General features: G+C 66.3%; 13 protein-coding genes, 1 tRNA gene and 1 pseudogene. 9 read left to right on the top strand and 6 right to left on the bottom strand.

The genetic code is table 11. The features are described 5' to 3' along the window. Nucleotides 1-67: 67 nt before the first annotated feature. Nucleotides 68-871, bottom strand: a complete 804-nt coding sequence (locus MBR110_RS07665) for an inositol monophosphatase family protein (protein WP_011885205.1) — start codon at nucleotides 869-871, stop codon at nucleotides 68-70. 279 nt (nucleotides 872-1,150) lie between these two features. Between MBR110_RS07665 and MBR110_RS07670 the strand changes: the two genes are divergently transcribed. Then, a complete protein-coding gene (locus tag MBR110_RS07670) occupies nucleotides 1,151-1,975 on the top strand; it encodes an RNA methyltransferase (protein WP_014723261.1) in 825 nt (274 codons plus the stop codon). Between the two features lie 178 nt (nucleotides 1,976-2,153). Then, on the top strand, nucleotides 2,154-2,927 hold the full coding sequence (cysE, locus tag MBR110_RS07675) for a serine O-acetyltransferase (RefSeq protein WP_011885203.1): 774 nt from the start codon (nucleotides 2,154-2,156) through the stop codon (nucleotides 2,925-2,927). Between the two features lie 67 nt (nucleotides 2,928-2,994). Here cysE and MBR110_RS07680 read toward each other — a convergent pair whose 3' ends face one another. The 4 genes from MBR110_RS07680 to MBR110_RS07695 all read right to left on the bottom strand — a co-directional run bounded on the left by MBR110_RS07680 (nucleotide 2,995) and on the right by MBR110_RS07695 (nucleotide 5,739). Then, nucleotides 2,995-3,795, bottom strand: a complete 801-nt coding sequence (locus tag MBR110_RS07680; protein ID WP_011885202.1) for a UDP-2,3-diacylglucosamine diphosphatase — start codon at nucleotides 3,793-3,795, stop codon at nucleotides 2,995-2,997. Between the two features lie 26 nt (nucleotides 3,796-3,821). Beyond that, nucleotides 3,822-4,313: a peptidylprolyl isomerase gene (locus tag MBR110_RS07685; protein WP_011885201.1), complete on the bottom strand. Its 492-nt coding sequence runs from the start codon at nucleotides 4,311-4,313 to the stop codon at nucleotides 3,822-3,824. 88 nt (nucleotides 4,314-4,401) lie between these two features. Further along, the gene (locus MBR110_RS07690; RefSeq protein ID WP_014723258.1) at nucleotides 4,402-4,977 is read right to left on the bottom strand and encodes a peptidylprolyl isomerase; all 576 of its coding nucleotides are present in this window, start codon (nucleotides 4,975-4,977) and stop codon (nucleotides 4,402-4,404) included. Between the two features lie 39 nt (nucleotides 4,978-5,016). After that, nucleotides 5,017-5,739, bottom strand: coding sequence for a tetratricopeptide repeat protein (locus tag MBR110_RS07695; RefSeq protein WP_060044880.1), 723 nt, complete (start codon nucleotides 5,737-5,739; stop codon nucleotides 5,017-5,019). A 234-nt stretch (nucleotides 5,740-5,973) separates the two neighbouring features. Here MBR110_RS07695 and cysS point away from each other — a divergent pair, with 234 nt between their 5' ends. The 4 genes from cysS (at nucleotide 5,974) to tilS (ending at nucleotide 10,799) form a co-directional block, all read left to right on the top strand. Next, the gene (gene cysS / locus MBR110_RS07700) at nucleotides 5,974-7,371 is read left to right on the top strand and encodes a cysteine--tRNA ligase (protein ID WP_014723256.1); all 1,398 of its coding nucleotides are present in this window, start codon (nucleotides 5,974-5,976) and stop codon (nucleotides 7,369-7,371) included. 43 nt (nucleotides 7,372-7,414) lie between these two features. Beyond that, entirely contained in the window at nucleotides 7,415-8,278 is an 864-nt protein-coding gene (locus MBR110_RS07705; protein ID WP_011885197.1) for a DNA-3-methyladenine glycosylase family protein, read from the top strand. Nucleotides 8,279-8,377: 99 nt separating this feature from the next. Further along, nucleotides 8,378-9,349: an acetyl-CoA carboxylase carboxyltransferase subunit alpha gene (locus MBR110_RS07710; RefSeq protein ID WP_011885196.1), complete on the top strand. Its 972-nt coding sequence runs from the start codon at nucleotides 8,378-8,380 to the stop codon at nucleotides 9,347-9,349. Nucleotides 9,350-9,392: 43 nt separating this feature from the next. Then, the gene (tilS, locus tag MBR110_RS07715; protein WP_011885195.1) at nucleotides 9,393-10,799 is read left to right on the top strand and encodes a tRNA lysidine(34) synthetase TilS; all 1,407 of its coding nucleotides are present in this window, start codon (nucleotides 9,393-9,395) and stop codon (nucleotides 10,797-10,799) included. 121 nt (nucleotides 10,800-10,920) lie between these two features. Here the strand turns inward: tilS and MBR110_RS32600 are convergent. Beyond that, nucleotides 10,921-11,158 (bottom strand): annotated as a pseudogene (locus tag MBR110_RS32600) (hypothetical protein); the annotation flags it as partial. Here MBR110_RS32600 and MBR110_RS07720 point away from each other — a divergent pair. The 3 genes from MBR110_RS07720 to MBR110_RS07730 all read left to right on the top strand — a co-directional run bounded on the left by MBR110_RS07720 (nucleotide 11,141) and on the right by MBR110_RS07730 (nucleotide 14,123). After that, a complete protein-coding gene (locus MBR110_RS07720) occupies nucleotides 11,141-12,394 on the top strand; it encodes an aspartate kinase (RefSeq protein WP_011885194.1) in 1,254 nt (417 codons plus the stop codon). The pseudogene MBR110_RS32600 and the gene MBR110_RS07720 overlap by 18 nt on opposite strands. 110 nt (nucleotides 12,395-12,504) lie before the next feature. Continuing rightward, a tRNA-Ser gene (locus MBR110_RS07725) sits at nucleotides 12,505-12,598 on the top strand. A gap of 151 nt (nucleotides 12,599-12,749) precedes the next feature. Further along, complete coding sequence (locus MBR110_RS07730; RefSeq protein WP_034195293.1) at nucleotides 12,750-14,123, top strand: hypothetical protein; 1,374 nt, start codon at nucleotides 12,750-12,752, stop codon at nucleotides 14,121-14,123. The last annotated feature ends 351 nt before the right edge of the window (nucleotides 14,124-14,474 follow it).

Consider the following 14,474-nt stretch of genomic DNA (forward strand, 5'->3'; position numbering starts at 1 on the left):
AGGCGAGAGCCGGCGCGCAGGCGAGGCGGTGGCGCGAAAAGCCGCGCCGTGCGGGCGCGGCCCGAGCTTACTCCGCTGCCGGGTGCATGCGGCTGTAGCGGTTCAGGATCGGGATCATCTGCGCGTAGATCTTCGGGTTCGCGGCGACGATCTCGTGGCGATGCAGGAAGTCCGCGTCGCCCGTGTAGTTGCCCACGAGACCGCCGGCCTCGGTGATCAGCAGGCTGCCCGCCGCCATGTCCCACACGTTGATGCCCTGCTCGAAGAACGCGTCGAGACGGCCGGCCGCGACGTTCGCGAGGTCGAGTGCGGCTGCGCCCGGGCGGCGCAGGCCCGTGCACGCTTGCGTCATTTCGGTGAACAGGCGCGCATACGCGTCGAGGCCGTCCTTCTCGCGGAACGGGAAGCCCGTGCCGACCAGCGCGTCGGCGAGGCGGTCACGACGGCCGACGCGAATGCGGCGGTCGTTCAGGTACGCGCCGCGGCCGCGGGTGGCCGTGAACAGGTCGTTGCGGTTCGGATCGTAGACGACGGCCTGCGTGACGACGCCCTTGTGCTCGAGCGCGATCGACACGCAGTAGTACGGGAAGCCGTGGATGAAGTTGGTGGTGCCGTCGAGCGGATCGATGATCCACTTGAACTCGGATTCGTTCTCCGATTCGCCCGATTCTTCCGCGAGGATCGCGTGGTCGGGGTAGGCGGTCTTCAGCGTCTCGATGATCGCCTCTTCGGCGGCCTTGTCCACTTCGGTGACGAAGTCGTTCTGCTGCTTCTTGCGGATCTCGATGAGGTCGAGATCGAGGGACGCACGATTGATGATCTGTCCGGCGCGGCGCGCAGCCTTGACAGCAATGTTGAGCATGGGATGCATGAGCCTGGATCCTGTAGCCGGCGGCACGGGCCGCCACGAAGTGGAACACACCGCCCGGCGCGGCGCAAACGTGCCGGGCGACATGAGACGCGAATTGACAAAGAGCGGGGTACGACCGCGGCGCACGGGATGCGACGCGTAAGCACATGATTTTAGCCGATTTTCGCGCATTTCGGTGCGCCGCGATGCGGGGAAACCCCCACTAGCCATCCGGACGAGTGGGTTTGCCGGGGCGATGGCGATACCATACGGCCATTCCGATGAACCGAGTCGTATCGAGTGGAAACTCCGCAGAACCCCGCCATGCCGTCCGAACCGGACGCAGCCTCGTCCCTGCCGCCGTCCGGCGGTTTCACCTCCACCCGCTTCGTGCTCGTCGAGCCGAGCCATCCCGGCAACGTCGGGGCGGCCGCCCGCGCGCTGAAGACGATGGGTTTCTCGCGGCTCGTGCTGGTCGCGCCGCGCGTGCCGCACGTCCAGAGCGACCCCGAAGCGATCGCGATGGCGAGCGGCGCGGACGACGTCCTCGCCGGCGCGCACGTGGTGCCTACGCTCGGCGACGCGTTGTCGGGCGTGCACTGGTCGATCGCGCTGACCGCCCGCACGCGCGAGTACGGCCCGCCGCGGCTCGCGCCGCGCGCGGCGGCCGCGCAAGCGCGCGCGCAGGTCGGCGCCGGCGACATCGCGCTCGTATTCGGCAACGAGCGCACCGGCCTCGCCAACGAGCACGTCGAGCAGTGCAGCGCGCTCGCGCACATCCCGGCGAATCCGGCCTACAGCTCGCTGAATCTCGCGCAGGCGATCCAGGTGCTCGCCTATGAACTGCGCGTCGCGTTCCTGGAGCACGGCGGCGCGCAGTCGCAGCCGGTGCAGGCCGAGGTCGGCACGCTCGCGCAGAGCGACGAGATCGAACGAATGTATGGCCACCTCGAGCGCGCGCTGATCGCGCTCGATTTTCTCGATCCGCGCAATCCGAAGAAGCTGATGCCGCGGTTGCGACGCCTGTTCGCGCGCACCGGTCTCGAGCGCGAGGAGGTCAACATTCTGCGCGGCGTCGCGAAGCATATCCTGCTGAAGACGGGCGCACCGGACGGCGATGCGTGAGCCGCCGTCGCACGCGCCGCGCACGAATACCCGTGCCGGCGGCGGGGTGAACGCGCGCCCGCGTGCGACCGCATGCGAGTGGCCCTACAATCGCCGAACGTCATAAGCAAAGAACCCGGCGCGATAACGGCCGGGCATGGCCGGCGGGCGCGCCGGCCGTTCCAGCCCACACCAGATCATGTTCACTAGACTGCGCGAAGACGTTGCGACGATTCGCGAGCGGGACCCCGCCGCTCGCAGTGCCTGGGAAGTGCTCACCTGTTATCCGGGGCTGCACGCGCTCGTGCTGCATCGGTTCGCGCATGCCTGCTGGCGCGCGAAACGCTACTGGCTCGCGCGGTTCGCGTCGCAGCTCGGTCGCTTCTTGACGGGGATCGAAATCCATCCGGGCGCGACGCTCGGCCGGCGCGTCTTCATCGATCACGGGATGGGCGTCGTGATCGGCGAGACCGCGATCGTCGGCGACGACTGCACGATCTACCAGGGCGTGACGCTCGGCGGCACGTCGCTCACGCGCGGCGCGAAGCGCCATCCGACGCTCGAGGCCGGCGTGATCGTCGGCGCGGGGGCGAAGGTGCTCGGCGGGTTCACGGTCGGTGCGGGCGCGAAGATCGGTTCGAACGCGGTCGTCGTGAAGCCGGTGCCGGCGGGCGGCACCGCGGTCGGCAACCCGGCGCGCATCGTGATGCCGGCGCAACCGAAGCCGCAGCCCGAACGCGCGGCGTTCTGCGCGTACGGGATCACGCCGAACGCGGACGACCCGATGTCGCTCGCGATACACGGGCTGATCGATCATGCGGCGAAGGAAAGCCGACGCGTCGACGAGATCGTCGCCGCGCTCGAGCAGCTCGGCACCCATCTGGAAACGCTACAGGGCGCGGACGCAGCGCGTCTCGATCTGCGCCGCCTGTCGGCCGTGCTGGAGGGGAAGTCGGTCGAGCGTCAAACGTGACGCGACCCGCGCGGGCGGCGAGCCCGCGATAGCCGTATCGCTTGGCCGGTCGATCGGTCGGTCGAGGTCAGTCGAGCGGCATCGCGTGGATGCCTTCGGCATCGACGCGCAGATAGCCGCCGCGCGGCATGCCGTGATCGAGATCCCAGTCGGGCAGCACCCAGCGAATGCCGCCGGGCTCGGCGTGACGCGCGGGGCGATGCGTGTGGCCGTGAATGATCACGCTCGCGCGGCCTTTGCGGAACAGCGCGGCCACGCCGTCACGCGTGACGTCGTAGGCGGCCGAGACCGGGCGCATCCGGCCCGCTTCGCTGTTCGAGCGCATGCGTTGCGCGAGCGCGCGGCGCCAGCGAAACGGCCACGCGAGGAACAGCGCCTGCGCGACGCGATTGCGCGCGAAGCGCCTGAAGATCTGATAACGACGGTCGGCCGTGCATTGCGCGTCGCCGTGGGCCAGCACGATGCGTTGACCGAACGCCGTGATCAGCGCCGGGTCGGGCAGCAGCATCGCGCCCGCCGCCTTCATGAAGCGCCGGCCGAGCAGGAAATCGCGGTTGCCGTGCATCACGTAGAGCGCGATGCCGCGCTCGGAGAACGTGTGCATCAGCGCGGCCATGCGCGCCGCGAACGGATCGTCGTCGAGCACGTCGTCGCCGATCCAGTATTCGAACAGGTCGCCGAGGATGAACACCGAGTCGGCGCTGTCGGCGGTGTATTTCACGAAATGCTCGAACGCGGCGACCGTCTTCGGGATCGCGTCGCTCAGGTGCAGATCGGACAGAAACAGGAACGGGCGTGCGGCGTGCGCGTATTCGCGCTCACCCGGCACGCCCGCGGAGACGCTTCGCGGCGGACTCTCCTGCAGCATCGAAGTGCCTCCGTAGCAACCGTGCGTCAGACCACCACGGCCTTTTCGATCACGACGTCGTCGGCCGGCACGTCCTGGTGGAAGCCAGCGTTGCCCGTCTTTACGGCCTTGATCTTGTCGACCACGTCCTGGCCTTCGACGACCTTGCCGAACACCGCGTAGCCCCAGCCCTGCGGCGTCGGCGACGAGTGGTTCAGGAAGTCGTTGTCGTTCACGTTGATGAAGAACTGCGCGGTGGCCGAATGCGGATCGTTGGTGCGCGCCATCGCGATCGTGTACGTGTCGTTCTTCAGGCCGTTGTTCGCTTCGTTGTCGATCGGCGCGTCGGTCGGCTTTTGCTTCAGGCCCGGCTCGAAGCCGCCGCCCTGGATCATGAAGCCGTTGATCACGCGGTGGAACACCGTGCCGTCATAGTGGCCCTTCTTCACGTAGTTCAGGAAGTTCTCGACCGTCTTCGGTGCCTTCGCGGCGTCCAGCTCGAGCTTGATCACGCCGTGGTTCGTATGCAGTTCAACCATGATGAATTCCTTCGGTATGGCGGTTTAAATGGCACGCGGCCGGTCGTGCGACGCGGCCGCGTGTGGCGCCGGACGTGCCGGCAGGTGCTTATTTCGAGACGACGCTGGCCGATTCGATCACGACCGGCTGGGCCGGCACGTCCTGCATCGGGCCGCGCGAGGTCGTGGCCACGCCTTCGATCTTCTTCACGACGTCGAGGCCGGACACGACCTTGCCGAACACCGCATAGCCGTTGCCGTCCGGGTTCGGGTAGTCGAGGCCGCTGTTGTCGACGGTATTGATGAAGAACTGCGCGGTGGCCGAATTCGGATCGCTGGTGCGCGCCATCGCGATCGTGCCCGTCAGGTTCTTCAGACCATTGCGGCTTTCCAGCGGGATCGGCGCACGCGTCGGCTTTTCCTCGAAGTTGGTCTTGTAGCCGCCGCCCTGGATCATGAAGCCCTTGATCACGCGATGGAAGATCGTGCCGTTGTATTGGCCGGCCTTCACGTAATCGAGGAAGTTGGCGACCGTTTTCGGCGCCTTCTCCGGGTAGAGCTCGACGCGAATGTCGCCCTGCGAGGTCTTCAGCTGCACGACGGGGTGCGCGGTAGCCGATTGCGCAAAAGCAGGCGCGGTCGCGACAAGGGCGGCGCCGCCAAGCGCCAGCAACAGACGTTTCATTGCGATCCTCAGATGGGGAGGGAAGGGAGGCCGCGCCGCTTACTGCGACGGCGCGACGTACGGCGCGGCCAGCGCGCCGGACGGACCGTTGAACTGGAACGTCGGCGACAGCGGCAGCGTGGTGGTGCTCACGTTCGCGGCGGCGCGCTCGGTGTACGCGCGCGTGGACGGCGTGACCGCGCGTGCGTTGCCCGCCGTTTTCGGCGGCGTGACGATCTTCTGCAGATCGGCAAGGCGCTGCGCGGTTGCGCCGCTCGTGCGGCCGAGTGATTGCGCGCGCTTGTACGATTCGGCGGCGAGACGCAGGTACAGGTCGCCGAGGTTCTCGTACGCGAGCGAGTAGCTCGGGTTCGATTGCGTCGCGGTGACGAGCGCGCTGCGCGCTTCGTCGTAGCGGCCGTGCTTCGCGTACAGCGCCGCGAGGTTGTTGTACGGTTCGGGCAGTTCGGGGTACGCCTGCGTGATCGCGACGAACTGCTGGATCGCGTCGTCGTCGCGGTTCAGGCGTGCGAGCACCGTGCCGCGCTTGAACTGCGCCTGCACGTCGTGCGGATTCGCCGCAATGCGCGCATCGAGCTGCGCGAGCGCCTGTTGCCACTGCTTGCCGGAGATCGACGCGTCGATTTCGGGCGTGCCGTCGGCGATGGCGGGCGCTCTTTGCGCATGGGCTGCCGGGGCTGCGAAAAGCGTCAGCGCGACGCCCATGATGGCGGTTGCAACGAGGGTCGCAGCGCTCGGCGCGCGGCCGCGATGAGGTTTCATAGGCGTAAATCGGAATGTTATACTCCGAGCCATTCTAACAAAACGTCTGCGCGTTCCGGCGAGCGGCAGACAGTCTTTCTTTGCCTCTCGTGGCCGTCACCGCTGTGCTTGCAGCCTGACCGCCCCATGTGATATCGAGGACGTCCGGCGTCATGCCGCGGCAGGTGGTCCGTCCGTTTCGCATGCAGGGCGAGCTTCGCCAGGGCGGTTTCCTTCGGCTCACGGTTCATCTCTATGGAATCACTGCGCATCTACAACACGCTCGCGCGTGACAAGCAAGTTTTCGTGCCGCGCCAGCCCGGCGAAGTGCGAATGTACGTATGCGGGATCACCGTCTACGACTATTGTCACGTGGGCCACGCGCGCATGCTGGTCGTGTTCGACCTCGTCCAGCGCTGGCTGCGTGCGATCGGCTACCGGGTCACGTACGTGCGCAACATCACCGACGTCGACGACAAGATCATCCGCCGCGCGGTCGAGAACGGCGAGTCGATCAAGTCGCTGACCGATCGCTTCATCGGCGCGATGCACGACGATGAAGCAGCGCTCGGCATCCAGCGGCCCGACATCGAGCCGCGCGCGACGCAGTTCATTCCGCAGATGCTCGGGATGATCGAGCAGCTCGAGGCGAACGGCTACGCGTATCAGGCGAGCGACGGCGACGTCAATTATTCGGTCCGCAAGTTCGCGAACTACGGGAAGCTGTCCGGCAAGTCGCTCGACGATCTGCGCGCGGGCGAACGCGTGGCGGCCAACGACGCGAAGGAAGATCCGCTCGATTTCGTGTTGTGGAAGCGCGCGAAAGCTGAGGACCCCGAAGGCGCATCGTGGGCATCGAAATACGGGATGGGCCGGCCGGGCTGGCACATCGAGTGCTCCGCGATGGGCTGCACGTTGCTCGGCGAGCATTTCGACATCCACGGCGGCGGGCAGGATCTGCAATTCCCGCACCACGAGAACGAGATTGCGCAGAGCGAAGGCGCGACCGGTCAGACGTTCGTCAATTACTGGATGCACAACGGCTTCGTGCAGGTCGACAACGAGAAGATGTCGAAATCGCTCGGCAACTTCTTCACGATCCGCGAAGTGCTCGAGCGGTACGACGCCGAGGTCATGCGCTTCTTCATCGTGCGCACGCACTACCGGTCGCCGCTGAACTACAGCGACGTGCACCTCGACGATGCGCGCGCGTCGCTCACGCGTCTGTATACGGCGCTGAAGGACGTCGAGCCCGATGCGCTCGCGCTCGACTGGAACGAGCCTTACGCGCAGCGGTTCGCGGCCGCGATGAACGACGACATCAATACGCCGGTGGCGGTGGCGACGTTGTTCGAGCTCGCGGGCGAGGTCAACCGCACGCGCGATGCATCGCTCGCGCGGCAACTGAAACAACTGGCGGGCCTGCTGGGCCTGCTCGGCCGCGAGCCGCGCGCGTTCCTGCAGCAGGGCGCCGGCTCCGCGCAGGCGGGCGCGCTCGCAGCCGACGAAATCGAAGCGAGGATCGCCGCGCGCGTCGCGGCGAAACAAGCGAAGGACTATGCCGAAGCGGACCGGATTCGGGCGGAATTGCTCGAGGCCGGCATCGCACTTGAAGACAAACCGGGCGGATCGACCGAATGGCGTCGCGTATGAGCGCGGCGCGTTCCACTGATCGATCCGTCGGGTAGGAGGCAAGATGGCAACGGCCAGAAAAGCGCCGGTCAGGCGTGCGACTCCGCTCGCCGCGCGTCCGGCAGCCAAGCGCGGCTCGGCGGCGAAGTCGGACGCGACGCGCGCCGTGCTGAACGGCGCGCTCAACGGTCATGCGAAGCCGGTGCGCGCGAAAGGCGTCGACCCGGCTCAGCCGGAAACCACGTCGGCGGCTACCGACACGGCTCGCAAGGTGCGCGCATCCGACGATGCGGGCAGCGCCGACGTCGTGCGTCCCGCATACTGGGACAAGGCATGCGCCGATCTCGTCAAGCGCGACCGCATTCTGAAGAAGCTGATCCCGAAGTTCGGCCCGGCGCATCTCGTGAAGCGCGGCGAGCCGTTCGTCACGCTCGCGCGCTCGGTCGTCGGCCAGCAGATTTCGGTGCCGTCGGCGCAGGCGCTGTGGGCGCGCATCGAGGATGCGTGTCCGAAGCTCGCGCCGCAACCGGTGATCCGGCTCGGCGCGGACAAGCTGATCGCGTGCGGCCTGTCGAAGCGCAAGACCGAATACATTCTCGATCTCGCGCAGCACTTCGTGTCGGGCGCGCTGCATGTCGACAAATGGACGTCGATGGACGACGAGGACGTGATCGCGGAACTCACGCAGATCCGCGGCATCAGCCGCTGGACGGCCGAGATGTTCCTGATCTTCAACCTGTCGCGTCCGGATGTCCTGCCGCTCGACGATCCTGGCCTGATCCGTGCGATCAGCGTCAACTACTTCAGCGGAGAGCCCGTCACGCGCAGCGAAGCGCGCGAAGTGGCCGCCAACTGGGAGCCGTGGCGTACCGTCGCGACCTGGTACATGTGGCGCAGCCTCGACGTGCCCGATGGCGACGTCGATTGACGCCTATCAGGTTTTAAACATCAATAGTTGAGAACCGGTTTTGCGCATCGCCCGCGCGGGTAGAATACGCGCTGCCGCAAGACCCAAGGATTCGAACACATGAAGACCACGTTTCTGGATTTCGAACAGCCGATCGCCGAACTCGAGGCCAAGATCGAAGAACTGCGGTTCGTGCAGGACGACTCGGCTGTCGATATTTCGGAAGAAATCGAGCGGTTGTCGAAGAAGAGCCAGCAACTGACGAAGGATCTGTACGCGAACCTGTCGCCGTGGCAGGTCTCGCAGATCGCGCGACATCCGCAGCGTCCGTACACGCTCGACTACGTTGCCGAACTGTTCACCGATTTCCACGAATTGCACGGCGACCGCGCATACGCGGACGACGTTTCGATCGTCGGCGGTCTCGCCCGCTTCGGCGGTCATCCGTGCATGGTGATCGGCCACCAGAAGGGGCGCGATACGAAGGAACGTGCGGCGCGCAACTTCGGGATGCCGCGTCCGGAAGGCTATCGCAAGGCCGAACGGCTGATGCGGCTCGCCGAGAAGTTCGGCTTGCCGATCTTCACGTTCGTCGACACGCCGGGCGCGTACCCGGGCATCGGCGCGGAAGAGCGCGGCCAGTCCGAGGCGATCGGCCGCAACCTGTACGTGATGGCCGAGCTGAAGACGCCGATCATCACGACGGTGATCGGCGAGGGCGGTTCGGGCGGCGCGCTCGCGATCGCCGTGGGCGATACCGTGATGATGTTGCAGTTCTCGACCTATTCGGTGATCTCGCCGGAAGGCTGCGCGTCGATCCTGTGGAAGAGCGCGGCGAAGGCGCCCGAGGCGGCGGAAGCGCTGGGCTTGACCGCACATCGACTGAAGGCGCTCGGCCTGATCGACAAGATCATCAACGAGCCGCTCGGCGGCGCGCACCGCGATCCTAAGGGCATGGCCGCGTTGCTGCGCCGTGCGCTCGCCGATTCGCTGCGCCAGTTCCAGGGCATGAGCATCGACGCGCTGCGCGAGCGCCGCTTCGAGCGCCTGATGGCCTACGGCAAGTTCAAGGAAACCACACCCGGCGCATGACCGGCGTGTTCACATCGCGCGCCGTCCGGCGCGCGTCCCTCACGTGATTCCTCCAACCGAATTCCGCGCCGACCGCGTCGTCCTCGATGCGGTCGGCGCGGCGCTTTCCGGGCTGCCGGCCGATGCGCGCATCGCCATCGCATACAGCGGCGGCCTCGACTCGACGGTGCTGCTCGACGCGGCTGTGCGCGTCGCCGGTGCCGCTCGCTGCGTCGCGCTGCACGTGCATCACGGGCTGAGCGCGAACGCCGACGCCTGGGTCGCATACGCGCAGGCGACCGCGGAGCGGCTCGGGGTCACGTTCGAATCGGAGCGGGTCGACGTCCCGCGCGACAGCGGCCTCGGCATCGAGGCGACGGCGCGCGAGCGCCGCTATGCGGCGCTCGACGCGATGTGCGAGCGTCACGGCGTCGCCGCGCTCTGGATTGCGCAGCACGCCGACGATCAGGCCGAGACGGTGTTGCTGCAATTGTTGCGCGGTGCGGGAATCGCCGGCCTGGCCGCGATGGCGCCGCGCTACCGTCCTGACGGCGCGAGCGTCGAGCGCGTGCGGCCGCTGCTGCGACTGTTGCGCGCGCAACTGGAGCGCTATGCGGCGCAGCGCGAGCTCGCGTGGATCGACGACGAATCGAATGCCGACACGCGCTATGCGCGCAATGCGTTGCGGCTCGACGTGCTGCCGGCGCTCGCCGTGCATTTCCCCGGTTTTCGCGACGCGCTCGGCCGCGCGGCCCAGCATGCGGCCGCCGCGCAGCGCCTGCTCGACGACCTCGCCGAGCTCGATTTCGCGGGCGCGGCGCGCGACGACGGCCGCGCCTTGTCGCGCGACGCGCTGATCGCGTTCGACGACACGCGCGGCGCGAACCTGCTGCGTTACTGGATGCGCAAGCTCGGGTTGCCCGGCGCGTCGGCGGGCAGGCTGGCAAACATGATGCGGCAGCTTCGCGATGCGCACGACGCGCATGCGCTGCGGGTCGATCACGCGGGCCAGTGCCTGCGGCTCTACCGCGATGCGGTGTATTGGGAGCTGGCCGACAGCGCGGAGCCACCGGACGACGGCACCGGCACGCCGCATCCCGACTCGTCGCTCGTGTGGAACGGCGACGAGGTGTGGCATCTGCCGGCATGGCGCGGCACGTTCGTGTTCGCCGCGGCGGAGGCGGGCAGCGACGGGGCGGTGCCGGAGGCGCTGCTGCGCAGCGGGGCGCTCGTCGCGCGCGCACGCAGCGGCGGCGAGCGGCTGCGTACGTCGCCGGGCGGCCCCGGTCGGACGCTGAAGAACCTGTTCCAGGAGCGCGGCGTGCCGGCGTGGCAGCGCGACGTGCCGCTGCTGTATGCCGGCGAGCGGCTCGTGTACGTGCCGCGGCTCGGCATCAATCATGGCGACGGGTTGGCGGCCGACGGCCGCTGGCGCCGCATCGAATGGCGGCCCGACCTGCTGATCGCTTAGCGGCGGCTCGCTGGCGGCGGTGATCGCGCGCCGGTTTTCACCATTTGGTAAACAGCGCCGGAACGCTTGCCAAACGGGCGGGGCGGCTTGTCAAGCGGGCCTCTATCGGGTACGCTCGGACGTTTGCTCGGCTCGATTTTTGAGCGTTTTGTGCAGGTTTTCCGCGTGACGTACCCGGTTTGCGCGGCCTGATCGGCCTTCCGGGCAAACTCCGTCACGCTTGCGTGTTGCGTCCCAGCCGTCCCCCTCGTCGTCCGTCCACAGCCACAAGCCGCGTGACCGAACGGCAACGCGGCCTGCCCAGCGCGCCCGTGCGGCTTCTCCTTCAGTTCAGAACGACAATGGCACTCATCGTACACAAATACGGCGGCACTTCGATGGGCTCGGTCGAGCGCATCAAGAACGTCGCGAAACGCGTCGCAAAATGGCATCAGGCCGGGCACCAGATGGTGGTCGTGCCGTCCGCGATGTCCGGCGAAACCAACCGCCTGCTCGGTCTCGCGAAAGAGATTTCGAGCCAGCCGAGCCCGCGTGAGCTCGACATGATTGCGTCGACCGGCGAGCAGGTCAGCGTCGGTCTGCTGTCGATCGCGCTGCAGGAAATCGGCGTCGAAGCCGTGAGCTATGCCGGCTGGCAAGTGCCGATCAAGACGGACAGCGCGTTCACGAAGGCGCGTATCCACTCGATCGACGACGAACGCGTGAAGGCGGATCTGAACGCCGGCAAGGTCGTGATCATCACGGGCTTCCAGGGTGTCGATCCGGACGGCCACATCACGACGCTCGGCCGTGGCGGCTCGGACACGTCGGCGGTGGCGGTTGCGGCTGCGCTCGGTGCCGAAGAGTGCCTGATCTATACGGACGTCGACGGCGTCTACACGACCGACCCGCGCGTGGTCGAAGAGGCGCGCCGCCTCGACCGCGTGACGTTCGAGGAAATGCTGGAAATGGCGAGTCTCGGCTCGAAGGTTCTGCAGATCCGCTCGGTCGAATTCGCCGGCAAATACCAGGTGAAGACGCGTGTGTTGTCGAGCCTGACCGACCCGCTGATTGCGCTCGACGAAGAGATGCGCTCGGGCACCCTGATTACTTTTGAAGAAGACGAGACCATGGAAAAGGCAGTCATTTCCGGCATCGCGTTCCAGCGCGACGAAGCACGCATTGCGGTGATGGGCGTGCCCGACAAGCCGGGCATCGCGTATCAGATCCTCGGCCCGGTCGCCGATGCGAACGTCGACGTCGACATGATCATCCAGAACCAGAGCGTCGAGGGCAAGACCGACTTCACGTTCACGGTCGGTCGCGGCGACTACCAGAAGGCGATGGACATCCTGACCAATCAGGTGAAGGGCCATGTGAACGCGGAGCGGGTGCAGGGCGACCCGAAGGTGTCGAAGGTGTCGGTGGTCGGCGTCGGCATGCGTTCGCACGTCGGTGTCGCGAGCAAGATGTTCCGTACGTTGTCGGAAGAGGGCATCAACATCCAGATGATCTCGACGTCCGAAATTAAGATTTCGGTGCTGATCGACGAGAAGTACATGGAACTGGCGGTCCGCGCGCTGCACAAGGCATTCGAACTCGACCAGGCACCGTGAATTTTTCGTGATGCATTGAAGAAAATGCATCGCGGAAATTGACGGGCGGTTCGAAACCCTATATTATTTCGTTCTCGTCGCACTGCCTCCCTGGTGCGAGCGAAAGTTTGGGAGACGTGGCCGAGAGGTCGAAGGCACTCCCCTGCTAAGGGAGCATCTGGGCCAAAACCTGGATCGAGGGTTCGAATCCCTCCGTCTCCGCCAAAAGCGGTGACAAAGCCCCGTAAGTTCTCGGACTTGCGGGGCTTTTTCTTTTGGTTGTCACGTCGCCCCCCCAATCCCCCTCGACTTCCTCCAAGCTCCCGCGCTAAATAGCGATATAGCCTCGCGCCCCTCAGCCGGAGTCCCGCCCCGCATGCATTCCGTCCTCACGCTTCTTTCGCATCGCCCCGTCGACGGGCTCGTCGCCAACCACGCCGATTACGCGCACAGCCACGGCTACCGCCACGCGGTCGTCGACAGCGCGCACATCTACGGCGAGCGTCAACAAGTGCTTCACAAGTACCACGCGATCATCGCGCAGCTCGCGGCGATGGAGCCGCAGGCATTGCTTCTCGTGCTCGACCCATTCTCCGTCGTACTGGCCCGGCACGCACTGCCGGAGATCGCCGACGGCTACGACGCGATCGTCACCACCCAGACGCCGACGTCGCCATTACCCGCGCCCAGCGGCATGATCTTCCGCAACGTCCCCGACGTTCGCGAGCGCTTGCGGCGTCTTACGGTCGAACTCGGCAAGTGGGCGATGCATCTGCCCGAGCGGCAGAACGAATGCGAAGCGACGCTGCTCGCCGAACACTTCCCGCCGTTGCCGTTCGATCAGCCGCTGTCGAACCGCCATTACGCATCGGCCCAGACCGTGTGGCGCGACGGCCATGCAATCGACGTGGTCGTGAGCGCGCGTCCGCTCGTCGCGCATCAGGCGCCCGAATGGCGGCAGATCGACGGCGTATGGGCGCCGACGCCCGACTACGACTTCCGCTACGTGCTCGCGCTCGTCGACGATGCGGCGCGCGTGCTGCACGGCGAACAGCCGCACGCGATGGCCGACTGGCGCGCCGCGCAACAGCGCACGCGCGAGCCGGTGCGGCATCTGAATCCGCAGGCGCGCATTGCATTCGTGAGCCTGCATACGTCGCACATCGCCGGCTACGGCGATCTGCACGAAGAGAACTTCGTTCGCTATTGCACGCGACACGGCTACGCGTACCACGCCTATCGCGAGCCGCCGTCGTTCCTGCCGCCCGGCGTCGACGCGAACTGGGCCAAGCTGCATCTGATTCGCGAACACCTGCCGCAGCACGACTTCGTGTTCTGGGTCGATGCCGACATCCTCGCGATCGACCAGCGTCAGCCGGTCGACGGCGTGATCGACGGCCGCGATTTCGTGATCGGCACCGATCACACGGCCTGGGCGATCAACTCCTGCATGATCGGCGTGCGCAACGTCGCGCCGATGCATGAACTGGTCGGCCGCATATGCGCCCGCATCGAGAGCTTCGACGACCGCTCGTCGGTATACGCGAGCGGCGGCGACCAGCAGGCGATCTACGTTGAACTGCTGGCGGCCGGCATGATCGATGCGCGCTACATCGTCGATGCGACGTCGCTCGCATCGTCGCCGGTCTATGCGACGCGCGACAGCCGCTTCGTCCATTTCCCCGCGCAGCACAATCACTATCGCGCGGTGTCGATGCAAGTGTGGGACCGGCTGAGCCGCGAGCGCTGACACGACGCGCGGCCGCCGATGCCGCGCGTTGAAGCCAAAACGAAAGGGTGCCTGTAAGGATCGAGCGACGCGCAGACCTCGCACGCTGCGGCTCGTCGTTGCATGCACAGCAGCATGCTTCCGGAAAAAAATGCGACGACGCGCGCCATCCGGCACGCCAGGTGCCCGTTCAATACGAAAAATTACGCATAAAAATCAGCGGCCTATCGGGCGAACGGAATTTCATGTTCTGTTGCGCTGCAAAAAATAATTAATCGCCTTATGCTGGTTAACCCGATAGCGCTTGAGCGGCATCAATCTTTGTTCTGATTCCGCTTTACATTTTGCCAACATTGTCGATCCACGAAATCT

Source organism: Burkholderia sp. MBR-1 (assembly GCF_013822785.1).
GTDB lineage: Bacteria > Pseudomonadota > Gammaproteobacteria > Burkholderiales > Burkholderiaceae > Burkholderia > Burkholderia vietnamiensis.

Coding starts and splice junctions, on each gene's coding strand:
- MBR110_RS07695 (WP_060044880.1), bottom strand. CDS start 5,739: ATGAAACCTCATCGCGGCCGCGCGCCGAGCGCTGCGACCCTCGTTGCA.
- cysS (WP_014723256.1), top strand. CDS start 5,974: ATGGAATCACTGCGCATCTACAACACGCTCGCGCGTGACAAGCAAGTT.
- cysE (WP_011885203.1), top strand. CDS start 2,154: ATGTTCACTAGACTGCGCGAAGACGTTGCGACGATTCGCGAGCGGGAC.
- MBR110_RS07710 (WP_011885196.1), top strand. CDS start 8,378: ATGAAGACCACGTTTCTGGATTTCGAACAGCCGATCGCCGAACTCGAG.
- MBR110_RS07690 (WP_014723258.1), bottom strand. CDS start 4,977: ATGAAACGTCTGTTGCTGGCGCTTGGCGGCGCCGCCCTTGTCGCGACC.
- MBR110_RS07665 (WP_011885205.1), bottom strand. CDS start 871: ATGCATCCCATGCTCAACATTGCTGTCAAGGCTGCGCGCCGCGCCGGA.
- MBR110_RS07685 (WP_011885201.1), bottom strand. CDS start 4,313: ATGGTTGAACTGCATACGAACCACGGCGTGATCAAGCTCGAGCTGGAC.
- MBR110_RS07730 (WP_034195293.1), top strand. CDS start 12,750: ATGCATTCCGTCCTCACGCTTCTTTCGCATCGCCCCGTCGACGGGCTC.
- MBR110_RS07705 (WP_011885197.1), top strand. CDS start 7,415: ATGGCAACGGCCAGAAAAGCGCCGGTCAGGCGTGCGACTCCGCTCGCC.
- MBR110_RS07720 (WP_011885194.1), top strand. CDS start 11,141: ATGGCACTCATCGTACACAAATACGGCGGCACTTCGATGGGCTCGGTC.
- MBR110_RS07680 (WP_011885202.1), bottom strand. CDS start 3,795: ATGCTGCAGGAGAGTCCGCCGCGAAGCGTCTCCGCGGGCGTGCCGGGT.